Genomic DNA, 14,515 nt, shown 5'->3' with positions numbered 1-14,515 from the left:
GGACGCCTTTATGCGTGCGCTCAGTCTTGTTGCCGACCGCCAACTGGTGGTCGCGGATATGCCCCCGCCCCCGCCGCCCGGCACAGGCGAGGTGCAGATCCGCGTCAAGGCGGTCGCCCTCAACCACATCGACGTGTGGGGCTATCGCGGCATGGCTTTCGCCAAGCGCAAGCTGCCGCTTGTGGTCGGCGCGGAAGCCTCCGGCGAGATTGCAGCCATCGGCGAGGGCGTAACCCGATTCAAGCCGGGACAGAAAGTCGTGATGTACGGCGCGCTGACCTGCGGCACCTGCCCCGCATGTCAGGCCGGCCGTGACAATCTCTGCGAGAACGTCGCCGGCATCATGGGGTTTCATGTCGACGGCTTCGCCCGCGAACTGATGAACCTCAACGAGCGGCTGGTGATCCCGGTGCCGGACGGCGTCTCCGATCGCGACGCGGCCTGCGTGCCGATCGCGTATTCGACCGTTCAGCACATGCTGTTCGACAACGCCAAATTGCTGCCAGGCGAGACAGTGCTGGTACACGCTGGCGGCTCGGGCATCGGTACGGTCGCTATCATGATGGCAAAGGCCATCGGCTGCACCGTCATCACCACGGTCGGCGATGACTCCAAGATTGAGGGCGTAAAGGCGCTCGGCGCGGACCATGTCATCAACTATCGCAAGGACCGCTTCGAAGGTGAGACACGCAAAATCACCAGGAAAAAAGGTGTCGACGTGGTGTTCGAGCATGTCGGCGCAGATACTTTCAACGGCTCGCTGCTGGTCCTGAAGCGCGGCGGACGGCTGGTCACCTGCGGTTCGACCTCGGGGCCGACCACCACGATCAACCTGATGCAGCTTTTCCAGCAGCAGTACCGCATCTTCGGATCGTTCGGCGCGACCATCAAGAACATCGCCGAGAGCCTCGACAAAATGGCCGCCGGCATGAAGCCCATCATCGACACCGAAGTGCCGGTTGAGGACGTCGCCACCGCGCTCAAGCGGATGGAAAGCCGGCAAGTGTTCGGCAAGATCATCGTCACACTGTGATGCGCCGCCTGTTCCTCCGCACCAGGGCTATTCTGCGCGACGCGCTCAAGCCTGTGACAGGAACCATCGTCGGCGCGATTGCAGTCGGACTGTTGCGCGCCACCCGCTATTTCGATCCCGACAAGACCGCGAATTTCTTCGGCTCGGTCACGCGAACCATCGGTCCATGGCTGCGGGAACACAAGATCGGCCGCGCCAATCTGACAGCGGCCTTTCCGGAAAAATCACCGGGCGAGATCGATACCATCCTGATGGGTGTCTGGGAGAATCTCGGCCGCGTCGGCGCGGAGTTCGCGCATATCGACCACCTCTGGGATCTCAATCCAGAGAGCTGGGAGAGTGGACGCATCGAGCCTGCTCCCGGCAGCATAGAAAAATTTCTTGCACTTCGCGACGACGGCAAGGGCGCGCTGATCTTCGCCTCCCACCTCGCCAATTGGGAATTGCCCGCTCTCGCCGCTCCGGCCTACGGTCTCGAATCCGCCGTACTGTTCCGCCGCCCGAACATCGCGGCTGTCGACCGCGCGATCCAGGACATTCGTGCCGTCAACATGGGCACGATGGTCGCCACCACCCATGACGCACCGTTGCGGCTAGCGCAGGCCCTGCAGAACGGCATCCACGTCGGCATGCTGGTAGACCAGCACTTCGGCCGCGGCGTCGACATCACATTCTTTGGGCAAAAGACGAAAGCCAATCCATTGCTCGCGCGCCTTGCGCGGCAGATCGAAGTCCCGATCCACGGCGTGCGCATCATACGTCTCCCCAACCATCGCTTTCGCGTCGAGGTGTCAGACGAAGTAACGCCGGTACGCGATGCCGAAGGCAAGATCGACGTGCAAGGCACCACGCAGGCCATCAACAGCGTGATCGAAGGATGGGTCCGTGAACATCCTGAACAATGGCTCTGGCTACACCGCCGGTGGCGGTGATTAGTGGCCTGTCTTCACCCGCGTCCATAGCCGGTTGATGATGCGCTGGGTCGCCGGATCTCGCGCCGTGATCACAAACAAGCGGCTCAAAGTCGCTTCGTCCGGATAAACCGTCTTGTCATTCATGACCTTCGGATCGATCAGCTTCTGGCTGGCGAGATTGCCGTTGGCATAAGACAGGAAATCTGAATTCTTGGCAGCGACATCCGGCCTGTAAAGGTAATTGATCAACTCGTGGGCCTCGGCGACATTCTTGGCGTCCGCAGGGATCGCAAAATTATCGAAGAACATCTGCGCCCCCTCCTTCGGAATAGCATATCCGATTTCGACGCCGTTCTTGGCTTCCGCCGCGCGGCTCTGCGCCTGTTTGATATCGCCCGACCAGCCGACAACGAAACAGATTTCGCCGGTGGCCAGTGCGTTCAGATACTCTGATGAATGAAACTTGCGCACATAAGGCCGCACCTTGCTGACAAGATCGGCGGCCTTTTCAAGATCAGCCTGCTTGGTCGAATTCGGATCGAGGCCAAGATAGTTCAGCGCGGCCGGCAGAATATCATCCGCGGAATCCAGCATGTGGATGCCGCAATCCTTGAACTTTGCAAGGTTCTCGGGAACGAAAACAGCCGACCATGAATCGATCCTGGCGTCAGCGCCGAGAATGTCCTGCACCTTTTTGACGTTGTAGCCGATGCCGGTGGTGCCCCACATGTAATTGGCGGCAAATGCGTTGCCGGGATCATAAATCGCAAGGCGTTTGGTTACTTCTGGCCACGCATTGGCAAGGTTAGGCAGCTTCGTCTTATCGAGCTTCTGGAAAATGTTGGCCGCGATCTGACGCTGCAGGAAATACGCCGTCGGCACGACCACGTCGTAACCGGACTTGCCCGCCAGGAGCCGCGTCTCGACGGTCTCGTTGGCATCAAACGTGTCGTAGGTGACCTTGATGCCGGTTTCCTTGGTGAACTGCTCGAGGACACCGGGCGCCATATAGTTCGACCAGTTGTAGAAATTCACGCTGCGCTGCTGCGCCTGCGTGAATGGCGTCGAAGCTAAAAGAACACCTGCAACGATTGCGGCAAGGGTCAGCCCCCTCTTTCCATCAGCGATCACCGTATTCTCCTTAACCGTGAAGAACGTGCGTCAGCCGCTCAAGCGCAGTGTCGAGCGTTTCATCTTTCTTCGAGAAGCAGAATCTCACGACCGACGTGACATGGTTCTCTTCATAAAAGGCCGACACGGGAATGGCGGCAACCTTGTGCTCATGGACGATGCGCTTGCAGAAAGCCACGTCGCTTTCATTCAATCCAAGCGGCGCGAGATCAACGTTGAGAAAGTAAGTCCCTTGCGATTGCAGAACCGGAAAGCCAAGATTTGAGAGGCCTTTGCTCAAACGATCGCGGCTGCGCGCCAGATCCGCCCGCATTTGCAGGAAATAATCATCTGGTTTGCCGAGGCCGTAGGCGACTGCAACCTGAAGGCTGGGCGCCGTCGTGAAGGTGATGAACTGATGCGCCTTCGCGAGCACACGCAGGATTTGCGGCGCGGCGCAGACGAAACCGATTTTCCATCCGGTCAGGCCAAAGATCTTTCCAGCCGATCCGATCTTCACCGTGCGATCGCGCATGCCGGGAATCGAAATCAGTGGAATGTGTTCGCGGCCGTCGAACACCACATGCTCCCAGACCTCATCGCAAATGGCGATCAGGTTATGCTCCTGACAAATCCGCCCGAGCATCTCGAGGTCCTCGCGCGGATAGACCACGGCAGCCGGGTTCAGCGGATTGTTGAGAATGACGTAACGCGTCTTTGGAGTAATGGCAGCGCGGATCGCCTCTTCCGGCAGACGCCAGTGCGGCGGCTCAAGGCGCAGAAACTTGGGAATGCCACCCGCGAGCCGGATGATCGGCACATAGGAATCGTACATCGGCTGGAACAGCAGCACTTCATCGCCCGGCTGCACGAGGCCGAGGATCGATCCTGTCAGCGCCTCGGTGGCGCCCGACGTCACCATCACCTCGCTCATGGGATCGAACTGCAGGCCGTGCCAATGGGCGTAATGGGTCGCGATAGCCTGGCGCAGTTCCGGAATTCCCATCATCGAGGGATACTGGTTGTAGCCGTTCAGGACGGCGTCGGCGGCCTTCTCCCTGACGTCGAGCGGACCGGGATCTTCCGGGAAGCCTTGGCCGAGATTGATCGCGTTGAGGTCGCGTGCAGCCTGCGACATGACGTCAAAAATGGTGTTCGGCAGATCCGCGAAAATCCGGTTCACGAGGATCAGCCGCCTGTTTTGGACGGCAGTCCGGCAGCCTTCCACGCCAGCATGCCCCCTGCGAGATGCGAGTCGTACGGCTTGCCCGCCGCCTGTGCGGCCAGCGACGCCGTCACCGAGCGTTTGCCGGAGCGGCAGGCAAAAACCACCGTCTTGCCCTGAGGATCTGGGATCTCAGCCGGATCAAACGTTGAGAGCGGCAGCACCACCGCGTCCGGATAGGCCTCGGCCGCGACCTCATTGGGCTCACGCACATCGATCAGGAGATAGCGCCCCTGTGCAATTCCGGCGGACACCTCTTCCGCCGTCAAATCGTGAACTTTCTCAGCCTGTGACACATCGACCTCCACGAGGGTAATCCAGAAGATCGGCCCCCAAGATTAAGCGCGAACGGCGCACAACCTCTCTTTTTGTGACAAGAAAATCAAGCTTGGCGGGCCGCCGGTTATCCCTAAATCGTGACCTGCGTGCCGACTTCCACCACACGGCCGGTCGGGATCTGGAAGTAGTCCGTGGCGTCGTTCGCCGAACGGCTCATGCCGATGAACAGATGATCCTGCCAGCGCGGCATTCCAGACTGCGCAGCGGGCTTCAAGGCGCGGCGCGACAGAAAGAACGATGTCGACATGATGTCGAACTGCCAGCCGAGTTTGCGGGCAATGGCGAGCGCTTTCGGAACGTTCGGCGATTCCATAAAACCGAACTTGAGCGTGACCTTGGAGAACATCTCCCCGACATCCTCTAGCCGTACCCGCTCTGCGATATCCACGCGCGGTGTCGATGCGATCTCGATGGTGAGAATGACATTTTTCTGATGCAGCACCTTGTAGTGTTTCAGACTGTGCATCAGTGCGGTCGGAGCATAGTCCGGATTGCTTGTCAGAAAGACTGCCGTGCCGGGCACGCGCTGCGGCGGCTTCTTCTCCAGCATCGTAATCAGATCGGTGAGAGGAATTTCCTGCCGATGCGACTTTTCATAGAGCAGCCTGCTCCCACGCCGCCATGTGTACATTAAAAGCATGACCGCGCCGCCAAGCGCCAGCGGCACCCAGCCGCCTTCAAAAACCTTGAGCAGGTTTGCCGTCAGGAATGTCAGGTCGATCGCAAGAAACGGCAAGATCAAGGCAGCCGCAGCGAATGATGACCACCTCCACACTTTCCAGATGACGACGAAACCCATCATCGCCGTGACCACCATCGTGCCAGTGACCGAGATGCCGTAGGCCGACGCCAGCGAACTGGAAGAGCGAAACATCATGACCAGCATCAGAACGCCAACAAGCAGCAACGTGTTGACACGCGGAATGTAAATCTGGCCCGAATGCGCTTCGGATGTGTGAGTGATCTCGAAACGTGGCAACAGACCGAGTTGAATGGCCTGCCGCGTCAAGGAATAGGCCCCCGTAATGACGGCCTGGCTCGCGATCACGGTCGCGACCGTTGCGAGCACAACCATCGGAACCAGCGCCCATTCAGGAAACATGAGAAAAAACGGATTCTCGATCGTGTGAGGATTGCCGATGACCAGTGCACCCTGCCCGAGATAGTTCAGCGCCAGCGAGGGCAAGACCAGAAACAGCCATGCCGTCTGGATGGGACGTTTGCCGAAATGACCAAGATCGGCATAGAGCGCTTCGGCGCCGGTCACGGCGAGGAAAACCGCACCGAGCGTGATCAAACCAATGATCCCGTGATTGAGCAGGAATGAAACCGCATATACGGGATTGAATGCGAGGAGCACGCTTGGCTGTTGTGCGATCAATGGAAGCGCCGCCACCGCGATGACGGCGAACCAGATACACATGATCGGGCCGAAGAAAGCGGCGACGCGGGCCGTGCCGCGCGACTGGACAGCAAACAATGCGACGAGAATGACAATCGTGATAGGAACGACGTAGTGGTCGAGCGCGGACGTCGCGAGCTTGATGCCTTCGACCGCAGACAACACCGACAGCGCCGGCGTGATGACCGCATCACCGTAGAAAAGCGCACCGCTGATGATGCCGAGCAGAACAACAACGCCGCCGCTGGTTCCCAGCGCGCGCTGCGCCAGCGCCATCAATGCAAGCGTTCCACCCTCGCCGTTGTTATCGGCGCGCAGCAGGATCACGACGTATTTGAGCGTGACCACGACAATAAGGGCCCATAGAATCAGCGACAGCACGCCGAGTACGGCTTGCGTGCTGGCCGTCGCGGCCGTCGCGCCGGCTGCTGTCACAGCTTCCCGGAACGCGTACAGGGGGCTGGTGCCGATATCGCCGTAGACAACGCCGATACTCCCAAGCATCAGTCCCTTGAAGGACGCGGTGGAATGCGTCTCACCATGTCCATTTGCCGCCGGCGTCTCCGCCGCGGCTGATGTCGTATCGGTCATCAGGAAAATTGCCTCGAAATTCACAGCACAATTGCAGCGCAGCAGGCCTATACCCTGCGCTTCGCGCACACGTTAAACTGTTTTCATGCCATAGGCATGTCCTAAACGCATATATCGCATAGGGCAGATCTGGATTTAACAAGGCTAATCAGATAGTTACCTGAGTGCCAACTTCCACCACGCGCCCGGTCGGAATTTGGAAATAGTCGGTGGCATCGTTCGCAGACCGGCTCATGGCAATGAACAGATGGTCCTGCCACAGCGGCATACCAGATTGGGCGGAAGGCTTTAGCGAGCGCCGGGAGACGAAAAACGACGTCGACATGATGTCGAACTGCCAGCCGAGCTTGCGCGCGATTGCCAGCGCCTTCGGCACGTTCGGTGATTCCATGAAGCCGAAGGTGAGCCGGACGGTCGAGAACTTGTCGCTGATCTTCTCCATCCGCACGCGATCGGCCACATCGACACGCGGTGTCTCGGCGGTGTGGATGGTCAAGATCACGTTGTGCTCGTGCAGAACCTTGTTGTGCTTGAGGTTGTGCAGCAAGGCGGTCGGAACATATGCGGGATCGCTGGTGAGGAAAATAGCGGTGCCCTTCACGATGTGCGGCGGTCGTTTTTCGAGACTCTTGATGAGATCGGTCAGCGGCACTTCGGTGCGCCGGGTCTTGTTGATGAGGATCGCAGTTCCGCGGCGCCATGTCCAAACCAGACCAGCCATCAAAATCCCGAACAACACTGGCACCCAAGCGCCCTGAAGAAGCTTCAGGAGATTCGCGGTCAGAAACGTCAGATCGACAATCACCAAAGGCACGATCAGCGCGGCCGCGGTTGCGGCGCGCCAGTTCCACAGCTTCCAGATCACGACGAAACACATCAAGCCGTCGCAGACCATGGTGGTGGACACGGCGATGCCGTAGGCCGACGCGAGATTGCTGGACGAGCGGAACAGGCCGACGAGCAGCAATACGCCGATCAGCAACATCACGTTGACGCGCGGCAGATAGATCTGCCCAGCGTGTGTCTCGGACGTGTAGCGAACCTCAAACCGGGGAAGCAATCCAAGCTGAATGGCCTGACGCACCAGTGAGAACGCGCCGGTGATCACCGCCTGGCTGGCGATGACGGTCGCCGCCGTCGCAAGACAGATCAGGGGCACCAGCACGCTCTCCGGCACCATGCGATAGAACGGATTTTCGATGGCTTCCGGATGCGCCAGAACCAAAGCGCCTTGGCCGAAATAATTCAGCAGTAGGCATGGCAGAACGAAATAAAACCACGCGGCCTGAATTGGTTTGCGGCCGAAGTGACCAAGGTCGGCGTACAACGCCTCGCCGCCGGTCACGGCCAGAAACACCGCGCCCAAAATCACCAGCCCGATGATACCGTGCGTCAGCAAGAACTGGACGGCAAATATGGGATTGATAGCGTGAACGATGCCGGGATCGTCGCTGATGTGCATCAATCCCATCACGCCAAGGGTCAGGAACCAGATGATCATGACGGGACCGAAGGCGCTGGCGACCATGGCGGTTCCACGGCTTTGCACAGCGAACAGACAGACGAGAATCACAATCGCCAGCGGGACGACATAGTGTTCAAGCGCCGGGGCGGCGATCTTCAGACCTTCGACCGCGGAAAGCACGGAAATAGCCGGCGTAATCATCGCGTCGCCAAGGAACATCGCGCCCCCGATCACGCCAAGCGCCAGGAGCACCCAACTGCGCCGTCCCAGCGCCCGCTGGCCGAGAGCCATCAGCGACAGCGTTCCGCCCTCGCCGTTATTGTCCGCGCGCAGCAGCAGCAGCACATATTTGATGGTGACGACGACAATCAGCGACCAAAGGATCAGCGACAGAACGCCGAGCACGATCTCCCGCGAGACGGGACCGCCATGGGTCGCGTTGTGGACGGCTTCGCGGAAGGCATACAACGGCGACGTGCCGATATCGCCAAACACCACACCGATGCTTCCAAGAGTAAGGGCCCAAAATCCGGTCGTTACCGGCACCTCTTGGGGCGTATCGGCGGATGTATCGCTGGCAGCCATGATCGAAGGAACGCCCTGACGGTGTCTTTTGATCCCGGCAAGCCCGGCGATCACTTTGGAGAGGCGCTTCTTATATCACTGCCATCCGATGTCCAATGCGACGCGTCCGCAGGAACCGCGGAACACGGTCAGATGGTATAATAATACACCTAAATCAGGGCCTCAGATTGGGCGGCAGCGGCGGGTCCTCGCGCATCAATGTAATCGTCACACGCCGGTTTGCGGCCAGCGAGGGGTCATCCGGAAACAGCGGCTGAGTATCGGCCTTGCCCGCGACGGAGAACACGTGGGAGGTCGGCAAGCCCTCCTGTTCAAGGATCTGGCGGACGACATTGGCGCGGTCTGCGGACAGGTCAAAGCCGTCATACCCGGAACGCGATGGCAGGAAGCCTGCCGAAGTGTGACCGACAATAGCAACCCGCAGCGGCGTGGCCTTGAGTGGTGCGGCAAGCTTTTGCAGCAGGCGCCGCGTCCGCTCCAGAGGCTGCTTGGAGCCGTCGGCGAACATCGACCGGCCGTCCTGATCGACGATTTCGAGGTTGAGCCCCTGCTTGGTCTCCTCGAACATGATGTGTTTGGACAACTCGGAAATCTCCGGCAGGTCCTGCAGCGCCTGACGAAGCGAGGCGGAGGCGAGCGCGAATTCGCGGTCGGTCTTCATGCGCGCGCCGGCCGTCTTGTTCTTGTCTTCCTGATCCGGCGTCGGATTATTGGATGCCTCCTCGGGCGGAATGTGCGCAACGTTCCGCATCTTGGGACGTGTCGGCAAACCATCGGACTCAATGAGACCCGAGAAGCGCGACGCGTTCTGGACGCCGAAGGCATCCCGCATCGAACCAGCAACGATTTTGAGCTTCTGCTGATCCTGGGTTGAGAACGCGACGAGCATCACGAAGAAGCTCATCAGCAGCGCCATGAGATCGGCGAAGGTCACGAACCAGCCGTGACCTCCCCCGTGTGCTGCGCCCTTCTTTTTCTTGGCCATGGCCTATGCCGCCTTACGTCAGCGCGAAGATCAAGCCGGAACCGGCTCGCCCTCTTCATGGCGATGCTTTTCAGGCAGATAGGCCAGCAGCATTTCGCGGACCAGCGTCGGCGACTTCGCGTCGCGAATCATCAGGATTCCGTCGATGATCAGGGTGCGATTGGTATCCTCGTCGGTCAGTTTGACATGCAGTTTGTCGGCGATCGGCAAACAGAACAGGTTCGCAACAAGCGCACCGTACAGCGTCGCGAGCAGCGCCACCGCCATGAAAGGACCCAGCTTCGACGGATCGGACATGTTCGAGAACATCTGCACCATGCCGATCAGGGTGCCGATCATGCCGAACGCCGGCGCGCAGTCGCCGATGGCGCGATAGATCTTTTGTCCCTCGTCGAGATGCATCAGGAAATTGTCGCGGTCGCGCTCCAGGTTGTCGCGGATAAAATCCATGTCGTAGCCGTCGGCAACGTAACGGATTCCCTTGGCAAGGAACGGATCGTCGGTTTCGACTTTTTCAAGCCCCACGGGTCCCTGCTTCCGGGCGACTTCCGCAAGTTGCGCCAGTTCGTCGACCAGTTCGCGCGATGTCGTCTGCCGCATCGTGAACGCGTACTTCAGCCCCATCGGCATGCCATGAAGCATGGCAACGAAAGGAAACCGGATCAGCGTTGCAGCAAAAGAGCCACCTCCAATGATGATGATGGCGTGAATGTCGTAGAAAATCCGGAAATCGCCGCCCATCAGGATCAGGGTGACGAGAACGGCAATACCAGCGAGCAGGCCTGCCCCGGTGGCGATATCCATTTCAAACTCCGACGCAACGATACGGCGCGGCCCGTTCTGAGCGCGCATTTGAACACTAGCGTCGGTGCAATTAAGTTCGGGTAAAGGTTATCGAATTGATGCCATGGCGCGGCAAGATTGCCGCGAGCATCGCAGAAACCGGACGCAAACACCGGATATATATGCGGAAAGCCGCATTCCGGTGGAAGCGATCGTGAAAAATCTCAGGAATTCATTAACCATAATCGCGCCAAGGAGGCTGACGGTCAGTTCAGCCGTGGCGGCCGTTCATTCTCAACGGAATCGGCAACGACGTTGAAATCTGCCGTCGCAGGGCTCGAATAGCTTGGTTCGCTTGGAGCGGCGGCTTCTTCGCGCGCGCGGCGCTCATGTGCGCGATAGGACGCCCACCCGAGAGGAAGACTGAGCAGATAGATCAGCGAGCCGCCGGTCAGAAGATGCCACGGATAGCTGATCAGAACGGCGATGAACAACACCACGAGGACGACGACCGGCAGAACCATGTCCGGTGCGATCCTGCCGCCGATCATCTTGCCCGAGAACACCGGCAGCCGTGACACCATCAGGAACGCGATCGACAAGGTGAACACCGCCGTAATCGGAGCCGGCAGTTGCGGCGCACCGATGAACACCAGGTACATGGGCAGCAGCACGCAAAGCGCGCCAAGCGGAGCCGGCACGCCCGTGAAGTAGTTTCCGGCGAAGGCAGGTTTGTTCGGATCGTCCATGGTGGCGTTGAAACGGGCCAGCCGCAGACCGCCACTGATCGCAAAGATCATCGCAGCGATCCAGCCGACATTCTTCAGCTCGTGCAACTGCCAGAAATAGAGAATGAGCGCGGGGGCAACGCCGAAGTTGACGAAGTCCGCGAGGCTGTCCAGTTCGGCTCCGAACCGGGACTGCCCCTTGATCATGCGCGCCACGCGGCCATCAATACCGTCGAGCACGGCCGCGAACACGATCGCCGCCAGCGCCAGTTCGTTGCGCCCTTCGATCGACAGCCGGATTGCAGTCAGGCCGGCGCAGATCGCCAGCAACGTGATGACGTTGGGCACAAGCATCCGGATCGGAATCTGGCGAAACCGGCGACGGCGCAGATCAGGCGCTCTGGGATCGGAAGGCATGTCCATAAGCCCTTATATAGCAATCTCCTCAATGCTTCGCCATTGTGGCGAAACGGCAGGAGGATGATCGCGGGCTTGGTTAATCCACCCGGTAGCTGCGGCCGCCGTCGCCAAGCTTGAAGTCGGCCAGCACGGTTTCACCGGCAATGGCCGTCTGGCCTTCCGACACCAGCGCCTTGGCCCCTTCGGGCAGGAACACGTCGAGCCGCGAGCCGAAGCGGATGAGCCCAAAGCGCTCGCCTGCCCCGAGGACCTGGCCCTCTTTCACGAATGACACGATCCGCCGCGCCACCAGCCCGGCGATCTGGATCACACCGATCCGGCCAGCCGGCGTCGAGATCACCAACGAATTGCGCTCGTTGTCCTCGCTCGCCTTGTCGAGATCGGCGTTGAGGAATTTTCCAGGGCGGTAGGCGATGCGATCGATCCGTCCGGCCACCGGGCTGCGGTTCACATGGCAGTTGAACACGCTCATGAAGATCGAGATGCGTGGCAGCGGCTTGTCGCCGAGACCGAGTTCGGCCGGCGGCACGGCCTGCACCACCATCGAGACGCGGCCATCGGCCGGCGACACCACGATGCCTTCCCGCACTGGTGTTACCCGGACCGGGTCGCGGAAGAACAATGCGCACCAGACCGTCAATGCCGATCCGATCCAGCCCAGCGGCGTCCATATCCAAAACAGGATCAGGCTGGCGAAGGCAAAAGCTCCGATGAATGGGTAGCCTTCCGGATGGATCGGCGGAATCTGGTCGCGAATGGACTTAACGACGGACATGCGTTCAAGAACCTGCGTTGAATTGACCTAAAACTATTCTGCGGCTTCCGGCGCTGCCAGCGGATCATCGACCGGCGGCGGCGTGCGATTGGGCGCGATGTTCTCGTCGGCCATCATGGCCAGCTTTTCCCGCGCTTCCTGGGCCTCACGTTGCCTGTTCCACATGCTGGCGTAAAGGCCGTTTGCCGCCAGAAGCTGCGCGTGAGTGCCGCGCTCCGAAATGCGGCCCTGATCCAGCACGATAATTTCGTCCGCACCGACGATGGTGGACAGCCGGTGCGCGATCACCAGCGACGTTCGGCCACGTGCGACCTTTTCCAACTGGTCCTGGATTTCACGTTCGGTATGGCTGTCGAGGGCCGATGTCGCCTCGTCGAGCACAAGGATCGGCGGCCCCTTCAGGATCGTACGCGCTATCGCGACGCGCTGCTTCTCGCCACCGGAGAGTTTCAGCCCGCGTTCGCCGACCTCGGTTTCATAGCCGTCGGGCGACATGCGGATGAAGCCGTCGATCTGCGCCATCGTCGCGGCCGCTTCCACTTCCGCGTCGGTCGCATCCCACCGGCCGTAGCGGATGTTGTAACGGATGGTGTCGTTGAACAGCACGGTGTCCTGCGGCACCATGCCGATCGATGCGCGCAGCGACGACTGCGTGACGTCACGAATGTTCTGGCCATCGATTGTGATCTGGCCGCCGCTGACATCGTACAGCCGGAACAACAACCGGGAGATTGTCGATTTTCCCGCTCCCGACGGACCAACAATGGCAACGGTCTTGCCTGCGGGCACCTCGAACGAGAGCCCCTTGAGGATCGGCCGTTCAGGATCGTACGAGAAACGAACGTCTTCGAAACGAACCGTACCGGCTGAAATCTGCAACGGCTTCGCGCCCGGAATATCTTTCACTTCCGGATTGCGCGACAGCACGCCGAACATCTTTTCGATGTCGATGATCGCCTGTTTGATTTCGCGATACACCATGCCCATGAAATTCAGCGGCTGATAGAGCTGAATCATCATGGCGTTGATCATGACGAAATCGCCGACCGTATTGGTGCCGTTGCGGATCCCGACGGCGCACATCAGCATGGTTGCGGTGAGGCCGAACGTGAAGATCACCGCCTGCCCGGTATTCAGCACCGCGAGCGAGGTGTAAGTGTGAACACTGGCGCGCTCATAGCGCTCCATGGATTTATCGTAGCGCCGTGCTTCCCGTTCCTCGGCGCTAAAATATTTCACCGTCTCGTAGTTCAGCAGCGAATCGATCGCCTTGGTGTTGGCCTCGGTATCGGAATCGTTCATCCGCTTGCGAATCTCGATCCGCCATTCGGTCGCGTAGTAAGTGTAGAGCATGTACACGACGACGGTGACGAACGTCACGAGCACGTACCGCCAGTCGAACTGCCACAACAGCACGCCCATCATCAAAGCCAGTTCGACGATGGTCGGCGCAAGTTGAAGAATGACCATGCGAACCATGGTCTCGATGCCGGTGCGGCCGCGTTCCAGCACGCGGGTCAGGCCACCTGTCTTGCGTTCCAGATGAAAGCGCAGCGACAGTTCGTGCATGTGCACGAAGGTCAGAAACGCCAGCTTGCGCACCGCGTGCATCGCGACCTTGGCGAACAGACCGTCACGCCACTGCGTGAGCACCATCATGACGATGCGGATGGCGCCATAGCTGAGCGTCATGATGAGCGGCGAAGCGATCAGCCACAGCAGCCAGTTCGACGACTGGACCGGCGCGGTGTCGGCGCCGGTCAGTGCATCGACGGCCCACTTAAATGTGAAGGGAACAAACAGTGTCGCCGCCTTGGCGATGAGCAGCAGAACCATCGACCAGACGACGCGCATCTTCAGATCGGCACGGTCGCCCGGCCAGATATACGGCCATAGATGCGCCAGCGTTCCGAACAGCGTGGCTTTTTCGGCATTCACTTCGGTGGCTGCTGCCGGCTGGGCGTCATTCAGCGCCTCCGCAGGCTCGGCGGGATAGAGATCGGCCATTTTAGCGTCGGTCGCCTTGGGGCTGCCGGACGCTGCCGGAGGCGGCTCTTGCCGCCATATCGCATGGTGGAGTCATATGCGTCATATAGAGCGTTCCCGCCCCTTTCGCACCCTGCCCGGCGGCTCTTTTCCTTAAAAAACGGCGATTCGAGA

The 14,515-nt window shown here is 59.8% G+C and carries 12 protein-coding genes; 2 read left to right on the top strand and 10 right to left on the bottom strand.

Annotated elements, in window-relative coordinates; translation table 11 throughout:
• Window positions 1-10: 10 nt before the first annotated feature.
• Together ACP7AL_RS19500 and ACP7AL_RS19495 are read left to right on the top strand one after the other, a co-directional pair.
• On the top strand, window positions 11-1,033 hold the full coding sequence (locus ACP7AL_RS19500; protein ID WP_425993561.1) for a zinc-binding dehydrogenase: 1,023 nt from the start codon (window positions 11-13) through the stop codon (window positions 1,031-1,033).
• Complete coding sequence (locus ACP7AL_RS19495) at window positions 1,033-1,965, top strand: lipid A biosynthesis lauroyl acyltransferase (protein ID WP_425993560.1); 933 nt, start codon at window positions 1,033-1,035, stop codon at window positions 1,963-1,965. Before ACP7AL_RS19500 ends, ACP7AL_RS19495 begins: the two co-directional genes overlap by 1 nt.
• On the opposite strand, the gene ACP7AL_RS19490 is transcribed toward ACP7AL_RS19495, so the two are convergent.
• The 10 genes from ACP7AL_RS19490 to ACP7AL_RS19445 all read right to left on the bottom strand — a co-directional run bounded on the left by ACP7AL_RS19490 (window position 1,966) and on the right by ACP7AL_RS19445 (window position 14,362).
• Window positions 1,966-3,039: a polyamine ABC transporter substrate-binding protein gene (locus ACP7AL_RS19490; protein WP_425993610.1), complete on the bottom strand. Its 1,074-nt coding sequence runs from the start codon at window positions 3,037-3,039 to the stop codon at window positions 1,966-1,968.
• 49 nt (window positions 3,040-3,088) lie between these two features.
• On the bottom strand, window positions 3,089-4,240 hold the full coding sequence (locus tag ACP7AL_RS19485) for an aminotransferase (protein ID WP_425993559.1): 1,152 nt from the start codon (window positions 4,238-4,240) through the stop codon (window positions 3,089-3,091).
• 5 nt (window positions 4,241-4,245) lie between these two features.
• Window positions 4,246-4,590 carry a rhodanese-like domain-containing protein gene (locus ACP7AL_RS19480; RefSeq protein ID WP_034459405.1) on the bottom strand — a complete coding sequence of 115 codons (345 nt, stop codon included), beginning with the start codon at window positions 4,588-4,590 and terminating at the stop codon, window positions 4,246-4,248.
• A 101-nt stretch (window positions 4,591-4,691) separates the two neighbouring features.
• Window positions 4,692-6,614 (bottom strand): potassium transporter Kup, encoded by a 1,923-nt coding sequence (locus ACP7AL_RS19475; protein ID WP_425993558.1) that lies wholly within the window; start codon window positions 6,612-6,614, stop codon window positions 4,692-4,694.
• 148 nt (window positions 6,615-6,762) lie between these two features.
• Entirely contained in the window at window positions 6,763-8,664 is a 1,902-nt protein-coding gene (locus ACP7AL_RS19470; RefSeq protein WP_425993557.1) for a potassium transporter Kup, read from the bottom strand.
• Between the two features lie 154 nt (window positions 8,665-8,818).
• Complete coding sequence (locus ACP7AL_RS19465) at window positions 8,819-9,649, bottom strand: OmpA/MotB family protein (protein ID WP_006020036.1); 831 nt, start codon at window positions 9,647-9,649, stop codon at window positions 8,819-8,821.
• Between the two features lie 30 nt (window positions 9,650-9,679).
• On the bottom strand, window positions 9,680-10,453 hold the full coding sequence (locus tag ACP7AL_RS19460; RefSeq protein WP_006020035.1) for a motility protein A: 774 nt from the start codon (window positions 10,451-10,453) through the stop codon (window positions 9,680-9,682).
• A 245-nt stretch (window positions 10,454-10,698) separates the two neighbouring features.
• On the bottom strand, window positions 10,699-11,577 hold the full coding sequence (gene pssA / locus ACP7AL_RS19455; protein WP_425993556.1) for a CDP-diacylglycerol--serine O-phosphatidyltransferase: 879 nt from the start codon (window positions 11,575-11,577) through the stop codon (window positions 10,699-10,701).
• Between the two features lie 79 nt (window positions 11,578-11,656).
• Window positions 11,657-12,355, bottom strand: a complete 699-nt coding sequence (locus ACP7AL_RS19450; protein ID WP_006020033.1) for a phosphatidylserine decarboxylase — start codon at window positions 12,353-12,355, stop codon at window positions 11,657-11,659.
• 33 nt (window positions 12,356-12,388) lie between these two features.
• Window positions 12,389-14,362, bottom strand: coding sequence for an ABCB family ABC transporter ATP-binding protein/permease (locus ACP7AL_RS19445; RefSeq protein WP_024920959.1), 1,974 nt, complete (start codon window positions 14,360-14,362; stop codon window positions 12,389-12,391).
• Between the last annotated feature and the right edge of the window lie 153 nt (window positions 14,363-14,515).

Origin of the sequence: Afipia sp. DC4300-2b1, from assembly GCF_049895725.1 — a bacterium.
GTDB lineage: Bacteria > Pseudomonadota > Alphaproteobacteria > Rhizobiales > Xanthobacteraceae > Afipia > Afipia broomeae.
The sequence above is the reverse complement of the archived record's forward strand: the minus strand, read 5'-3'. Positions and strand labels throughout refer to the sequence as shown.

Excerpts from the sequence above, each read along its gene's own strand:
- ACP7AL_RS19500 (WP_425993561.1), top strand. The coding sequence starts at position 11 with ATGCGTGCGCTCAGTCTTGTTGCCGACCGCCAACTGGTGGTCGCGGAT.
- ACP7AL_RS19450 (WP_006020033.1), bottom strand. The coding sequence starts at position 12,355 with ATGTCCGTCGTTAAGTCCATTCGCGACCAGATTCCGCCGATCCATCCG.
- ACP7AL_RS19470 (WP_425993557.1), bottom strand. The coding sequence starts at position 8,664 with ATGGCTGCCAGCGATACATCCGCCGATACGCCCCAAGAGGTGCCGGTA.
- ACP7AL_RS19445 (WP_024920959.1), bottom strand. The coding sequence starts at position 14,362 with ATGGCCGATCTCTATCCCGCCGAGCCTGCGGAGGCGCTGAATGACGCC.
- ACP7AL_RS19495 (WP_425993560.1), top strand. The coding sequence starts at position 1,033 with ATGCGCCGCCTGTTCCTCCGCACCAGGGCTATTCTGCGCGACGCGCTC.
- ACP7AL_RS19475 (WP_425993558.1), bottom strand. The coding sequence starts at position 6,614 with ATGACCGATACGACATCAGCCGCGGCGGAGACGCCGGCGGCAAATGGA.
- ACP7AL_RS19460 (WP_006020035.1), bottom strand. The coding sequence starts at position 10,453 with ATGGATATCGCCACCGGGGCAGGCCTGCTCGCTGGTATTGCCGTTCTC.
- ACP7AL_RS19465 (WP_006020036.1), bottom strand. The coding sequence starts at position 9,649 with ATGGCCAAGAAAAAGAAGGGCGCAGCACACGGGGGAGGTCACGGCTGG.
- pssA (WP_425993556.1), bottom strand. The coding sequence starts at position 11,577 with ATGCCTTCCGATCCCAGAGCGCCTGATCTGCGCCGTCGCCGGTTTCGC.